Origin of the sequence: Aeromonas sp. 1805 (assembly GCF_013085525.1) — a bacterium.
Taxonomy (GTDB): Bacteria; Pseudomonadota; Gammaproteobacteria; order Enterobacterales; family Aeromonadaceae; genus Aeromonas; species Aeromonas hydrophila.
In genome coordinates this window covers 2,356,987-2,370,505 of the sequence record NZ_CP038515.1, presented here as the reverse complement: position 1 = coordinate 2,370,505, position 13,519 = coordinate 2,356,987, and the positions used below count along the sequence as shown (strand labels likewise).

Below are 13,519 nucleotides of genomic sequence, written 5' to 3'. Positions count from 1 at the left end.
ACTCTTCATCTGTTGACTGCGCGGCTACCGCGCGGATATCCGTATATCAGCTTGTAGGTTCGATTAGCGCAGCGTAATCGGACCCAGGTAACATGCTTGCCATGTCGGGTAACGTCGAAAAGTGGTTAACCCAGACTGCTTCGTCGCTTCAAAAACAGCTCCCGGCTCTTCAACTGCCGCCGCCCCAGATAGGGCTGCAGTGCCAGCCGGCTGAAACGCTTGGCCGCCTGCAGCAGGGGCGGACTGTCGAAGCGCCCCTCGGCAAAGGCCAGCAGGTGCGCGCCGAGAAACAGGGTACGGGGATCCGGCGCCCGCTCGCAAGCGACAAAGCCCAATTCACGCTCGAAGCCGTAGAGCAGCTCGGGCTGGATCGGCGACTCGTCGTCGGCGGCATATTCGAAGTCCACCGCGTAGCCGAGCGCCTGCAGCAGCAGGAATTCGAAGCGGCGCAGCGGCAGCTCCGGTGTCTCGCCGTCGGCCAGCGCCATGATGGCGCGGGCATAGGCGTCAAACACTTCCGGGAAAGGGGTGTGGGCTTCCAGCAGGTAGTAGACCAGCTCGTTGAGATAGAGGCCGTAGAAGAGGCGATCGCCGCCGAGCCGCAGGGAGTGATCCGGGCACTCCACCTGGGTGAGATTCTTGAGATCGCCCTTGCCGCGCCAGGCGATGGTAAGCAGGGTAAAGGGTTGCAACAGCCCCTTCAGAGGCGAGCGTGGCCCGCGGGAACCGCGAGCCACCAGAGTAAAACGGCCACTATCCTGGGTGAAAACCTCGACCAGCTGGCTGGTCTCCCGATAGGGCCGACTGTGGATGACGAAAGCCGGGGTCAGCAATCAGTCGTCACCGTAGCCGAGACTGCGCAGGGCGCGCTCGTCGTCAGCCCAACCGGATTTGACCTTGACCCACAGCTCCAGGTGCACCTTGTTCTGGAACAGCCGCTCCATGTCGAGGCGCGCCTCGGTGCCGATGGTCTTGATCTTCTCGCCCTTGTTGCCGATGACCATCTTCTTCTGGCCATCGCGCTCCACCAGAATGAGGCCATGGATATGGTAGAGACCGTTCTCTTCCACCTTGAAGCGCTCGATCTCCACCGTCACCGAGTAGGGCAGCTCCTCACCGGTGAAGCGCATCAGCTTCTCGCGAATGATCTCGGAGGCCATGAAGCGGGAGGAGCGGTCGGTCACGTAGTCTTCCGGGAAGAAGTGGACGTTCTCCGGCAGCAGATCCTTGGCCCACTCGCGGATCTTCTCCACGTTGGTGCCCTTCTCGGCACTGATGGGCAGGATGTGGGCGAAGTTCATCTGCTGGCCCAACCACTCGAGGTGCGGCAGCAGATCCTCTTTCTCTTTGACGTTGTCGATCTTGTTGACCGCCAGCACCACCGGGCACTTGAGGTGGCGCAGCTTGCCCAGCACCATCTCGTCGTCCTTGGTCCAGTGAGTCCCGTCGACCATGAACACCACCATGGCCACGTCCCCCAGCGAACTGGTGGCGGCGCGGTTCATCAGGCGGTTGATGGCCCGTTTCTCTTCGATGTGCAGACCCGGCGTGTCGACATAGATGGTCTGGTAGTTCTCCTCGGTGTCGATCCCCAGGATCCGGTGACGGGTGGTCTGGGGCTTCTTCGAGGTGATGCTGACCTTCTGGCCAAGCAGCTTGTTGAGCAGGGTGGACTTGCCCACGTTGGGGCGGCCCACGATGGCGACAAAGCCGCAGTAAGTGGTATCTGTCATGCCAGTGTTTCCAATGCCTGTTGTGTCAAAAGACCGCGCCTTGTTGAATGGGTAGTATCTGTCATGACAGTTTTTCCAATGCTTGCTGCGCAGCGGCCTGTTCGGCCTTGCGACGGCTGGTGCCGACCCCGACCAGCGGACCATCCAGGCCTTCCACGTCACACTGGACGGTGAACTCCTGGTTGTGGGCTTCGCCCTTGACGTTGGTCACTGTGTAGGTCGGCAGGGATTTGCGGCTTCCCTGCAGAATTTCTTGCAGACGGGTCTTGGGATCCTTCTGCTCTATGCCCGGCTTGATCTCGTCCAGGCGGCTGGCGTACCAGCCCAGCAGCAGTGTCCGTACCGTCTCAAGATTGGTATCCAGATAGACGGCACCGATCACCGCCTCGACCGTGTCGGCCAGAATCGATTCACGGCGAAAACCGCCGCTTTTCAGCTCACCCGGTCCCAGGATCAGGTGATCCCCGAGGTCGAACTCCCGGCCCAGTTCGGCCAGGGTCTTCTCGCGCACCAGGGTGGCGCGCATGCGGCTGAGATCCCCTTCCGCCGCCTGCGGGAAGCGGTGGAAGAGATCATCGGCAATCACCAGACTCAAAATGGAGTCACCCAGAAATTCCAGTCGCTCGTTGTGACGGGAACCGGCGCTGCGGTGAGTCAGCGCCCGGGTCAGCAGTTCTTGATCCTGAAAGACATGCCCGAGACGGGACTGCAGTCTGTTCATCTTGATATTCATTTACTTGATTCCGCCAATGCGGTTGAAGCGCACCCCTGTCGGTACCCAGCTTGGCAGCAGGGAGCCTTCTTCGCGCTCGAATTCAAAACTTATCCAGATAGCGACCGCCTTGCCGACCAGGTTCTGCTCGGGCACGAAGCCCCAGAAACGACTGTCGGTACTGTTGTCACGGTTGTCACCCATCACGAAGTACTGGCCTTCCGGCACCACCCATTCGTCTGGGTAGGTACCGGGCTGGCGGTAGTAACGGCCGACCATATCGGGCATCAGCGGGTTGCGCAGGGTCTCGTGAGACACCTCGCCCAGCTGCTCGGTATAGCGGTCAAGCGGGATCCCCATCTGGGTAAATTCACCCCTTTGTTCAAACTTGACGTCGAGCTTCTGGAAGCCCGGGCACGTTTTCCCTTCCTGCTCATCGCACTTGGGCCGGATCATCAGCTCCTTGTTGCGATAGATGACCCGATCCCCCGGCATGCCGACTACGCGCTTGATGTAGTCCACCCGGGTATCCAGCGGATACTTGAACACCACCACGTCGCCGCGTTTGGGCTCACCGGTCTCGAGGAACTTGGTGTTGGTCACCGGATCCTTGAGGCCATAGGCAAACTTCTCCACCAGGATGAAGTCGCCCACCAACAGGGTGGGCATCATAGAGCCCGACGGGATCTGGAACGGTTCAAAGATGAACGAACGCAAGATCAGCACCAGCGTGATGACCGGGAATACCCCGGCGGTCTGTTCGATCCAGACCGGCACCGGCGCCACCTTGGCCAGGGTTTTCTCGTCCAGATGGGCGCCGCCGTGGGCACGGGCCACGGCAATCTTGGCGGCCCGCTGCTTGGACCAGATCATCTTGTCCAGACACCAGATAACACCGGTGATCGCGCAGACCACCACCAGGATCAGGGAAAACGTGCTTGCCATCCTATTAGTCCTTTCCGACGTGGAGAATTGCGAGGAAAGCTTCCTGCGGCACGTCGACACGGCCCAGAGACTTCATCCGCTTCTTACCTTCTTTCTGCTTGTTCAGCAGCTTCTTCTTCCGGCTCACGTCACCACCGTAACACTTGGCGGTCACGTCCTTGCGCAGCGCCTTGACGGTACTGCGAGCGATGATCTGGTTGCCGATGGCAGCCTGGATGGCGATATCGAACATCTGGCGCGGGATCAGCTCGCGCATCTTCTCCACCACCTGGCGACCGCGGTACTGGGCGTTCTCCTTGTGGGTGATGATGGCCAAGGCGTCGACCCGCTCGCCGTTGATCATGATGTCCAGACGGACCATGTCGGAGGTCTCGAAGCGCTTGAAGCCGTAGTCCAGCGAGGCATAGCCACGGCTGGTGGACTTCAGGCGGTCGAAGAAATCGAGCACCACTTCCGCCATCGGGATCTCGTAGGTCAGAGCCACCTGCTTGCCGTGGTAGACCATGTTGGTCTGCACGCCGCGCTTCTCGATACAAAGGGTGATCACGTTGCCCATGTACTCCTGCGGCAGCAGGATGTGACACTCGGCGATCGGCTCGCGCATCTCCTTGATGCTGGTGATGGCGGGCATCTGGGCCGGGCTGTCGATGTGGATGGTAGTACCGTCGGTCAGCTCGATCTCGTAGACCACGGTCGGCGCCGTGGTGATCAGATCCAGATCGTATTCACGCTCCAGCCGCTCCTGGATGATCTCCATGTGCAGCATGCCGAGGAAGCCGCAACGGAAGCCGAAGCCCAGCGCGGTGGAGCTCTCCGGTTCGAAGAACAGGGAAGCATCGTTCAGGGAGAGCTTGTCGAGGGCGTCACGGAACGACTCGTAGTCATCGCTGGAGATGGGGAACAGACCCGCATACACCTGCGGTTTCACTTTCTTGAAGCCAGCCAGCGCCTTCTCGGCACCGTTCTTGGCCTGGGTCAGGGTATCGCCCACCGGCGCGCCGTGGATGTCCTTGATACCGCAGACAACCCAACCTACCTCGCCGCAACCCAGCCCCATGGTGTCCACCTGCTTGGGCGTGAAGATACCGATACGATCGACACCCCACACCTGACCGGTGCTCATCACCTTGATCTTGTCGTTCTTCTTGAGAGAACCGTTCTTGATCCGCACCAGCGACACGACGCCCAGATAGGAGTCGAACCAGGAGTCGATGATCAGCGCCTGCAGCGGCGCATCCGGATCACCTTCCGGCGCCGGGATCCGGGCCACGATCTCTTCCAGCACCAGGTCAACACCCAGGCCGGTCTTGGCGGAGCAGCGCACCGCATCGACCGCGTCGATGCCGACGATGTCTTCGATCTCTTCGGCAACCCGCTCCGGCTCGGCAGCCGGCAGGTCGATCTTGTTCAGCACTGGCACCACTTCCAGATCCATTTCCATGGCGGTATAGCAGTTGGCCAGAGTCTGTGCCTCAACCCCCTGGCCGGCATCCACCACCAGCAGCGCCCCTTCACAGGCCGCCAACGAGCGGGAGACCTCGTAGGAGAAATCCACGTGGCCAGGGGTGTCGATAAAGTTCAGCTGGTAGGTGTTACCGTCTTGTGCCTGGTAGTTCAGGGTCACACTCTGTGCTTTGATGGTAATGCCGCGCTCGCGCTCCAGGTCCATGGAGTCAAGCACCTGAGCCTGCATCTCGCGGTCGGACAGGCCGCCACAAGTCTGGATCAGACGGTCCGACAGGGTCGATTTACCGTGGTCGATGTGCGCAATAATCGAAAAGTTACGAATGTGTTTCATCGAGCAAGAATCACTCAAAATTAGGTTAGGGCCGGATATGGAGGCAGGATTTTACTGGATAACCCGGTCGACGGCCAATCTTTAGTCGACGAAGCACCAGAAATACAGGCCTGGACAGTGTCAGGAGAGGTGGCGGGTAGGCAGAACCACACCCAGCATGCGGGGACCATAAACCCCCTGATCGAGCCGGTTGGAAAAGTAACGAACCAGTGAAAATCCGATAAGGCCGCCCAGCAGGCAACTGAGGATGGTGACCCCCTCCCCGGCCGACAGCAAGGGAGCCAGCCAGAGTTGCCCCAGCAGGGCTCCCGCCAGCAGACAGAACAGCGGCAGCACGTAGACCAGCGCCGCCCCCTGCAGAATGCTCGCCTGGGGGATGCCGAGCCTCACTTGCTGGCCGACGCTCACCTCGATGGTGAGCGCCACCCGCAGCCGCTGCGCCTGCAACGGAAACGCCTTGGCTACCGTGCCGGTGCCGCAGTTGGACTGTTGATGACAACCGCTGCAGGCGGAGCGCCGTTCGCACTCCACCCAGGCATGTTGTCCATCAATGGCCACTACGGTTGCCAGCTCTTCGCTCATTCCACTCACAAGACGGTTCCACATTAACTAGACAGAGATTGACCCAATCTGAACATGACTGCCCGGATTGGGCAAGCAACAGTGCATCGGCAACTACTGGACGGTCTCATTGCGGGCCAGCGGTTGCACCGACTCGGCGATGCGTTTGGCGGTATCGGCCGGCACTTCCCCCACCACGGTGATCTCGACCCCCACGTCATTGACATAACTCACCAGCGAGGTGGCACCCTGGCGGATCAACTGCTGGCGCACCGCCTGCTTGGGATCGACCCGGGCAACGTAGACCGAGAGATCCACCAGCCCGTCGGAGAGCATCATGTAATCCACCGGCAGGCTGGTGGTCACCAGCTGATGCCGATCCCGCGAGAGCACTTTGAACCCCTCCGGCAACCAGGTCAGGTGCCAGTTCAGCTGCTGCTGTGGCGCCGGGTAAGCGTCTTCCAGTGCCAGCGCCTGAGGCAGCTTGCTGCCAGCCAGCTTCACCAGCCAGGGCGCCGGGGCAGGCAGCCTGTCCAGATCCACCCCCAGCACCTGTTCAACCAGATTGCCTTCCCGATCCACCATGTCCACCCGCACCAGCAGGTGGCTCTGCTCGTCGATCCAGAGCACGAAACCGTACTTGTCGGCCTCTTTGGGCACCAGCCGCACTACCTGAGCCACCAACCCGGCCGCCCGGCTGCGACCGGCCAGCACGGGGTCATAGCTCTCCAGCACCCGTGGCAGCGGCATCCTGACCAGGCTCGCCCACACACCTGGGAAGCGGGCGCCCTTGAGAGTGTAGGGTTCGTGGGTATTTTCGAAGAAGGTGTACTCATCCTGGCGCTGCAGATACTCGATGGTCTTGCCATCGAGATAGCTGAGGTGGGCCACCTCCTTGCCATCGATCACGCCATGGCTGAAGCGGATGGGTTCGAGGCGCCCCTGCCGGGCCTTGACCATGGACAATTCAAAATTCTGTTGCGAGACGGCACTCTGCATCTGCTGCAACAAGGCCTCGGCCGACTTGTCGTCGGCCGAGGCCTTGGCACTGATCAGCAGGAGAGAGGCCAGCAAAATACGGCTGGACTGGCGCACGTTCTGATCCCTAAATCCGTTATTCCTGAATCTGCTTGTCTTGCAGCAGACGCTGTTGCAACTGGTGGTCACGCAGGAAAGCATTGATGCGCTCGCGCTGCTCCTGCATCTGCTGCTCGCTCAGCCCTTGCTGACGGGCAGTGGCCCGGTTGCCATCCTGCGGGTAGTGCACGCTCACCGGTGAGGCACTGCCACCAACGGGGATAGTGTTGAGTACCGGGTTGGTCGGCAGACCATCCTGCCCCTGATACTGCTGCACCCCGAAGATGACGGCGGCAGCGACCGAGGCGGCGATGGCGTATTGCCCCATCTGCTGGCCGGCACGGCGCAGAAACGGCACGACCTTGGCGGTACCCGGCTGCGGTGCGGCAGGTTTGCTCTCCACCGGCTTGGGCGCCAGGATGGTGGGTTCATCTTCCAGCGCAGCCATGATGCTGTCGCTCAGATCCAGTTGCAGATTGACCGGCAGGTCCCCCCGCATGGCATCACCGATCAGGTGGTAACGAGACCAGGTGTCTTGCAGAGCCGGATCCGTTCCCAGCTCGTTCAGAACCTCAACATCGCTCAAGTCACCGTCCATCAGGGCCGAGAGTTGCTCTTTAGTTGCCATAAGTTAACCTGTCTTTCCCCAGTTAATTCTCGATCAGAGGTTGCAGCTTTTTATCGATTGCTTCCCTCGCCCGGAAGATGCGGGATCTCACCGTACCCACCGGACAATCCATGATTTCGGCAATCTCTTCGTAGCTCAGCCCTTCCAGTTCGCGAAGGGTGATAGCTGTCCTCAAGTCTTCCGGCAAAGCTTCTATGGCAGAAAACACGGTGCGCTTGATCTCGTCGGTCAGCGTCAGGTTTTCCGGGGTAGCCACCTCTTGCAAGGCTTCGCCACCGCCATAGTATTCTGCCTCTTCCGCCTCTACGTCACTGCTGGGCGGCCTGCGCCCTTGAGAGGTCAGATAATTTTTGGCCGTATTCACGGCGATCCGGTACAACCAGGTGTAAAACGCGCTCTCGCCACGGAATGTCGGCAGCGCACGGTAGGCTTTGATGAATGCCTCCTGCGCCACATCCGGTACATCGCCCGGGTTGTTGACATACCTGGCCACCAGGTTGACCACCTTGTGCTGGTATTTTTTTACCAACAGGTTGAATGCATTTTTATCGCCACGCTGGACCCGTTCAACCAGCTGTTCGTCCAGTAGATTCTGGTCGCTCATCAGAGCCGTAAAACCCCCATCAGGTTATCGTTTTTCTTTTCCGGCCCTTCCTAAGCGCACAAGTTCAGACAGGAGGAATCAGGGAAAGTTCGCTTGCATTGAAAAAAATGTGACGCAGGCTGCATCACCACCCTCGCTTGGGCTACCATGGTGCCAGTTCTTAATCCAGGCCAATGATACTTATGAAAGCAAGTGTTGAATACCTTTGCGACGTACTGATCATTGGCAGCGGTGCCGCCGGTTTGTCTCTCGCGTTGCGATTGGCAGACCAGGCCAAAGTCCTGGTTCTGAGCAAGGGGCCCATCAGTGAAGGGGCCACTTTCTATGCGCAAGGAGGCATCGCTGCCGTGTTCGACGAGACCGACAGCATCGAATCCCACGTGAGCGACACGCTCAACGCCGGGGCCGGGTTGTGTGACCCGGCCGTGGTGGAGTTCACCGCCCGCAACGCCCGCGAGTCCATCCAGTGGCTGATCCAGCAGGGAGTCCCCTTCGATCAGGAGGAGGACGCCGAGGGCGAATCCCACTATCACCTGACCCGCGAAGGGGGCCACAGCCATCGCCGCATCTTCCACGCGGCGGATGCCACTGGCAAGGCGGTACAGCTCACCCTGATCGATCAGGTGCGCGCTCACCCCAATATCCAGCTGATGGAGCGTTTCAACGCGGTCGACCTCATCACCACCCGCAAGCTGGGTCTGCCCGGCAACCGGGTGCTCGGCGCCTATGTCTGGAACCGCAACGCAGAGCAGGTCGAGGTGATCCGCGCCCGCTTCGTGGCACTGGCCACCGGCGGCGCCTCCAAGGTGTATCAGTACACCTCCAACCCGGACGTCAGCTCAGGTGACGGCATCGCCATGGCGTGGCGCGCCGGCTGCCGGGTGGCGAACCTGGAGTTCAACCAGTTCCACCCCACCAGCCTGTTCCACCCCGATGACCCCAACTTCCTGCTGACCGAAGCGTTGCGTGGCGAGGGGGCCTACCTGCGCCGTCCCGACGGCAGCCGCTTCATGCCGGAGTTTGACGAGCGGGCCGAGCTGGCGCCACGGGACATAGTCGCCCGCGCCATCGACCACGAGATGAAGCGGCTCGGCGCCGACTGCATGTATCTGGACATCAGCCACAAGCCGGCCGACTTCATCATCAAGCACTTCCCGACCATCCACGAGCGCTGCCTCGCGGTCGGCATCGACATCACCAGGGAGGCGATGCCCATCGTCCCTGCCGCCCATTACACCTGCGGCGGCGTGATGATCGACAACAACGGCCAGACCGACATCCCCGGCCTCTACGCCATCGGCGAGGTGACCTACACCGGCCTGCACGGCGCCAACCGGATGGCCTCCAACTCCCTGCTCGAATGCGTGGTCTATGCCCATCAGGCGGGGGCCGACATTCTGGCCAAGCTGCCGATGAGCGTGGAGCCGCCCCGTCTGCCGGTGTGGGACGAGAGCAAGGTGGAAGATTCGGACGAACTGGTGGTGATCCAGCACAACTGGCACGAGCTGCGGCTGATGATGTGGGACTACGTGGGGATAGTGCGTACCAACAAACGCCTGGCCCGCGCCAAACGCCGCATCGACCTGCTCAAGCAGGAGGTGCAGGAGTACTACGCCCACTTCCGGGTCTCCAACAACCTGCTGGAGCTGCGCAACCTGCTGCAGGTGGCCGAACTCATCGTCAACTGCGCCCTGCAACGCAAGGAGTCGCGCGGCCTGCACTACAACCTGGACTACCCGGACATGCAGCCGGACTCCAAGCCGACCGTGCTGACGCCAGAGCGGGACTAACTTCTGCAGCAAGCAATAAGAAGCAATATCCAGATGACCTCGCTCCGGCGGGGTCATCTGTTTTATGGGGAAGAGAGCTTAGCGGGTCGGCTGGGAGAAGTGGATGGCGCGGGCCAGCGTACGGTAATGAGCTGGCGACAGCGCATCGCTGAACAGCCAGAGCCGGATGGCGGGACGCTCCGCCGTCACCAGTTGCAGCCAGAGTACCCCGGGCCAGATGCGGCTGCCGGTCCCCAGCAGATAACGACGACCCTGCCAGGTGAGCCACTGCCCATCCCACTCCAGCACACCGCTCATCCGGCTGGCGCCAAGCCAGGCGTGCCACAACCCCAACCCCCAGCAGGGCAGCAACAGAGCCCACTGCCAGCCGTGGATCAGGGCGGCCAGCGGCCACAGGATCAGCAGAAACAGCGACAACAGCAGCAGGCGCTGCTGCCTGGAGACGGTGACGGGCATCGACACCCGTACGGGCAGATCAGCGCTGGCGATCGTGGCGGGCCTGATTGCGCTCCAGGATCAGCGGGATCATGGCGGCAAACGCGGGGTCTTCCGGCACGCCGTGGCCCATGCTCCAGCGGAACAGCTCCGGATCCTCGCACTCCAGCAGGCGGATGAAGGTTTGCTGCTCCGCCTCGCTCAGACCGTCGAACTCGTGTTCGAAGAAAGGCATAAAGATCACATCCAGCTCGAGCATGCCACGGCGGCAGGCCCACTTCAGGCGGGATTTTTCAATTGGGCTCAACATGGAACTCTCCTTACAAAGACCCGGCGATGGTAACAGCTGGATTTTCCGGCTGACAAACATTCCTTACGTCTTTACCATGCAGGTCACATACTTTCTGTCTCTGGAATGCCATCGTGAGCCTGCCAACCCTTCCCGCCGAGCCAACCCTGTTCCCTCTGACCGATCTGGCCATCACCAGCCTGAGCGGCCAGGATCGCGCCAAATACCTGCAGGGTCAGGTCACCTGTGACGTCAACGCCTTGCAGCCGGGCCAGCACACCCTGGGTGGCCACTGCGATCCCAAGGGCAAGCTGTGGAGCGATTTTCGCCTGCTCTGCCTGAGCGATCGCCTGCTGATGCTGACCAAGCCGTCGGTGCTGGCCCGCCAGCTGCCCGAGCTCAAGAAGTTCGCCATCTTTGCCAAGGTCGAGATCAGCGAAAATCACGGCCAGGCGGTCGGCGTGGCCGGTCAGGGGACCGATGGCTGGATCGCAGGGCAATACGGCCTGCAGCAGAGTGGCCTCATCGAGGGTGGCATGGCGGTGCGAGTCGAGGCCGATCGCTGGCTGCTGGTCAGCGAACAGCCGCTGGCGCTGACCCTGCCAAGCGGCCCCGAGTCGCTCTGGTGGGGACTGGAGATCAAGGCCGGCATCCCCCATCTGGAGGCAGTGCATCAGGGTGAGTACATTCCCCAGATGCTCAACCTGCAGGCGCTCGATGGCATCAGCTTCACCAAGGGCTGCTACATGGGGCAGGAGACGGTGGCCCGCGCCAAGTATCGTGGCGCCAACAACCGCGCCCTGTTCGTGCTGAGCGGCACCGCCACTACGCCGGTTGCCAGCGGTGACACCCTGGAGATCCAGCTCGGTGACAACTGGCGCCGCAGCGGCATGGTACTCAACGCCTGGCAGCAGGATGGTGAGCTGTGGCTCACCGCCGTGCTGCCCAAGGACACCGAAGCCGACGCCCGCTTCCGGCTCAAGCAGGAAGAGGGCTCAAGCCTGAGCCTGCAGCCCCTCCCCTATCAGCTGACCGAGTAAGCGAAGAGCCCTGCTAGCGTGCCCGCGCCAGCAGGGCCTCCTTCAGCCAGCGCCCCGCCTGCCCGAGCGGGCGGGCGCGATGCCACTGCAGCTCCAGTGCCAGCTCCGGCTGGGTAATGAAGTCCGGCTTGAGCACCACCACCTCGCCCCGGGCCAACGGCCGGTGCAGCAGAAAATCGGGCACCGCCGCCCAGCCCAGCCCCAGTTTGACCAGCTCGAGTACCCCCAGATCCCCCTCGACCCACCACACCTGCGCCGACAGGCGGAAGCGATGACGCTCAGTCCCTTCCCGCCGCCCTGTCACCATCAACTGGCGCGCCCCCTGCAGATCGCTCTCCCGCAGCGGTGCCTTGTGGGCCAGCGGATGCTCGGGGGAGACCACCAACGGCATGGGCACGCCCCCCAGCGAGCGGGCGACGATCTCCCGCTGCGGGTGCTCCTTCTGATAGCTGATGCCGAGCTGGGCGCGGCCGCTGGTCAGCATCTCGGTGAGATCCTCCATCAACGGAAACAACAGCTCCAGCTCCACCGTCGGGTAGCGGGTGGCGAATCCCTCCAGCACGGAGCCGAGCCAGGGCAGGTGGGAGTCATCGTCGATGGCCAGCGTCAGGCGCGACTCGACGCCGGTGGCCAGCTCGCCGGCGATGGCCTGCAGTCGCTCGCTCTGGGCCAGCAAAATACCGGCCTCCTGGCTGATGCGCACGCCCGCCTCGGTCAGCACCGGATAGCGGCCGCTGCGATCGAACAGCTCGAGCCCCAGATCTATCTCCAGATTGGCGATGGCGGTGCTGACCACCGACTGCGCCTTGCCCAGCTGGCGCGCCGCCGCCGAAAAGGAGCCGGCCTGTGCGGCGGCCAGCAATACCCTGAGTTGTTCCAACGATGGATTCATCGTTCTGCTCCTGCAAATGCGGTCACCTATCTATTTTAGCGATGGATACCAACGTGAAACTATCAACAAATAGGGATAGATTGCCAACCAGTCAGTCAACATACCTGTTTAAAGAGAGGAATTTATGCGTACCCGCAACGACCGTATCCGCCATGCCATCGGCTTTGAAGTGATAGGTCTGCTCATCGCCGCCCCCCTGGCCAGCTGGGTCACAGGTATCGAGCTCAGCCACATGGGGCCGCTGGCCATCCTGTTCTCGGTGCTGGCCACCGTCTGGAACTATGTCTACAACATCGGCTTCGACAAGCTGCTGCTCAAGTACCAGGGTCACCCGCACAAGACCTTGTGGCAACGCGTAGTCCATGCGTTCGGTTTTGAAGGGGGCTTCATGGCGCTGACCCTGCCGGTCATCGCCTGGTGGCTGGATCTTGCCCTGCTGGCGGCACTGGCGCTCAACATCGGCTTCGTGACCTTCTATCTGGTCTACGCCTTCATCTACAACTGGAGCTATGACAAGGTGTACCCGATCCCGGGCCAGTGGCAGCAGAACGCACTGGGTTGAACGACGGCAAAAAACGGCAGGAAAAACGAGGCACCATCATGCAAGGGGCATGATGGTGCTGGGGGAGGACAAGCCCGGCGGGCCTGCCGCGGCGTTCAGGCTTGTGCCTTCAGCTCTTCGGTCGGGGCCTCTGCCTCGGCCGACTCCTGCGTCAGCATGGCCTCGATGTCGCTCTGGTACTGGGTCAGCAGTCGCTGGGCCGCGACCATGTCACCCTTGTGCAGGCGCTCGAACAGATGGTGCTGCACCACGCCGTTGAGATACTCCACCGTGACCGGTTGCTCGAGGGTATCCAGCAACTCCTCTTTTTCCAGCTCGGCATTGATTTCATCGGCACTGGTACGCAGCAGACCGGCCAGTTGCACCAACATACGGCGCTCACCTTCGCGCAACAGGCTCAACATGCGGTTTCTCTGCTGCTCATTCTGTTGGGTCATACATTTCCTTACGTCG

At 61.5% G+C, this 13,519-nt stretch carries 16 protein-coding genes; 3 read left to right on the top strand and 13 right to left on the bottom strand.

Going from position 1 to position 13,519, the window contains the following annotated elements; all coding sequences use genetic code 11:
* Positions 1 to 125: 125 nt before the first annotated feature.
* The 9 genes from recO to rpoE form a co-directional block, all read right to left on the bottom strand.
* Positions 126 to 833 (bottom strand): DNA repair protein RecO, encoded by a 708-nt coding sequence (recO, locus tag E5E96_RS11265; protein WP_017410656.1) that lies wholly within the window; start codon positions 831 to 833, stop codon positions 126 to 128.
* Positions 834 to 1,733 (bottom strand): GTPase Era, encoded by a 900-nt coding sequence (gene era, locus E5E96_RS11260; protein WP_011704750.1) that lies wholly within the window; start codon positions 1,731 to 1,733, stop codon positions 834 to 836. It abuts the gene before it with no gap.
* Positions 1,734 to 1,794: 61 nt separating this feature from the next.
* Positions 1,795 to 2,466 carry a ribonuclease III gene (gene rnc / locus E5E96_RS11255; protein WP_011704749.1) on the bottom strand — a complete coding sequence of 224 codons (672 nt, stop codon included), beginning with the start codon at positions 2,464 to 2,466 and terminating at the stop codon, positions 1,795 to 1,797.
* A complete protein-coding gene (lepB, locus tag E5E96_RS11250; protein WP_016349520.1) occupies positions 2,467 to 3,390 on the bottom strand; it encodes a signal peptidase I in 924 nt (307 codons plus the stop codon).
* A gap of 4 nt (positions 3,391 to 3,394) precedes the next feature.
* On the bottom strand, positions 3,395 to 5,188 hold the full coding sequence (gene lepA, locus E5E96_RS11245; RefSeq protein ID WP_016349519.1) for a translation elongation factor 4: 1,794 nt from the start codon (positions 5,186 to 5,188) through the stop codon (positions 3,395 to 3,397).
* Positions 5,189 to 5,308: 120 nt separating this feature from the next.
* Positions 5,309 to 5,770, bottom strand: a complete 462-nt coding sequence (locus tag E5E96_RS11240) for a SoxR reducing system RseC family protein (RefSeq protein ID WP_171283228.1) — start codon at positions 5,768 to 5,770, stop codon at positions 5,309 to 5,311.
* A gap of 93 nt (positions 5,771 to 5,863) precedes the next feature.
* On the bottom strand, positions 5,864 to 6,844 hold the full coding sequence (locus E5E96_RS11235; RefSeq protein ID WP_016349517.1) for a MucB/RseB C-terminal domain-containing protein: 981 nt from the start codon (positions 6,842 to 6,844) through the stop codon (positions 5,864 to 5,866).
* A 19-nt stretch (positions 6,845 to 6,863) separates the two neighbouring features.
* A complete protein-coding gene (locus tag E5E96_RS11230) occupies positions 6,864 to 7,454 on the bottom strand; it encodes an RseA family anti-sigma factor (RefSeq protein ID WP_171282174.1) in 591 nt (196 codons plus the stop codon).
* Between the two features lie 22 nt (positions 7,455 to 7,476).
* Positions 7,477 to 8,058 carry an RNA polymerase sigma factor RpoE gene (gene rpoE / locus E5E96_RS11225; RefSeq protein WP_005309371.1) on the bottom strand — a complete coding sequence of 194 codons (582 nt, stop codon included), beginning with the start codon at positions 8,056 to 8,058 and terminating at the stop codon, positions 7,477 to 7,479.
* 182 nt (positions 8,059 to 8,240) lie between these two features.
* On the opposite strand from rpoE, the gene nadB reads away from it, so the two are divergent.
* On the top strand, positions 8,241 to 9,848 hold the full coding sequence (gene nadB, locus E5E96_RS11220) for an L-aspartate oxidase (RefSeq protein WP_171282173.1): 1,608 nt from the start codon (positions 8,241 to 8,243) through the stop codon (positions 9,846 to 9,848).
* A 78-nt stretch (positions 9,849 to 9,926) separates the two neighbouring features.
* Here nadB and E5E96_RS11215 read toward each other — a convergent pair whose 3' ends face one another.
* Positions 9,927 to 10,304 (bottom strand): protein YgfX, encoded by a 378-nt coding sequence (locus E5E96_RS11215; protein ID WP_171280164.1) that lies wholly within the window; start codon positions 10,302 to 10,304, stop codon positions 9,927 to 9,929.
* A gap of 19 nt (positions 10,305 to 10,323) precedes the next feature.
* Positions 10,324 to 10,593 carry a succinate dehydrogenase assembly factor 2 gene (locus E5E96_RS11210; protein ID WP_011704741.1) on the bottom strand — a complete coding sequence of 90 codons (270 nt, stop codon included), beginning with the start codon at positions 10,591 to 10,593 and terminating at the stop codon, positions 10,324 to 10,326.
* Between the two features lie 113 nt (positions 10,594 to 10,706).
* On the opposite strand from E5E96_RS11210, the gene ygfZ reads away from it, so the two are divergent.
* Complete coding sequence (gene ygfZ, locus E5E96_RS11205; protein ID WP_043165812.1) at positions 10,707 to 11,612, top strand: tRNA-modifying protein YgfZ; 906 nt, start codon at positions 10,707 to 10,709, stop codon at positions 11,610 to 11,612.
* Positions 11,613 to 11,625: 13 nt separating this feature from the next.
* Here the strand turns inward: ygfZ and E5E96_RS11200 are convergent, their stop codons facing one another.
* Positions 11,626 to 12,504 carry a LysR family transcriptional regulator gene (locus E5E96_RS11200; protein WP_011704739.1) on the bottom strand — a complete coding sequence of 293 codons (879 nt, stop codon included), beginning with the start codon at positions 12,502 to 12,504 and terminating at the stop codon, positions 11,626 to 11,628.
* A gap of 124 nt (positions 12,505 to 12,628) precedes the next feature.
* Here E5E96_RS11200 and E5E96_RS11195 point away from each other — a divergent pair, with 124 nt between their 5' ends.
* Entirely contained in the window at positions 12,629 to 13,066 is a 438-nt protein-coding gene (locus tag E5E96_RS11195) for a PACE efflux transporter (protein WP_011704738.1), read from the top strand.
* A 95-nt stretch (positions 13,067 to 13,161) separates the two neighbouring features.
* Here the strand turns inward: E5E96_RS11195 and E5E96_RS11190 are convergent, their stop codons facing one another.
* Positions 13,162 to 13,503, bottom strand: coding sequence for a hypothetical protein (locus E5E96_RS11190; protein ID WP_016349513.1), 342 nt, complete (start codon positions 13,501 to 13,503; stop codon positions 13,162 to 13,164).
* Positions 13,504 to 13,519 lie beyond the last annotated feature (16 nt).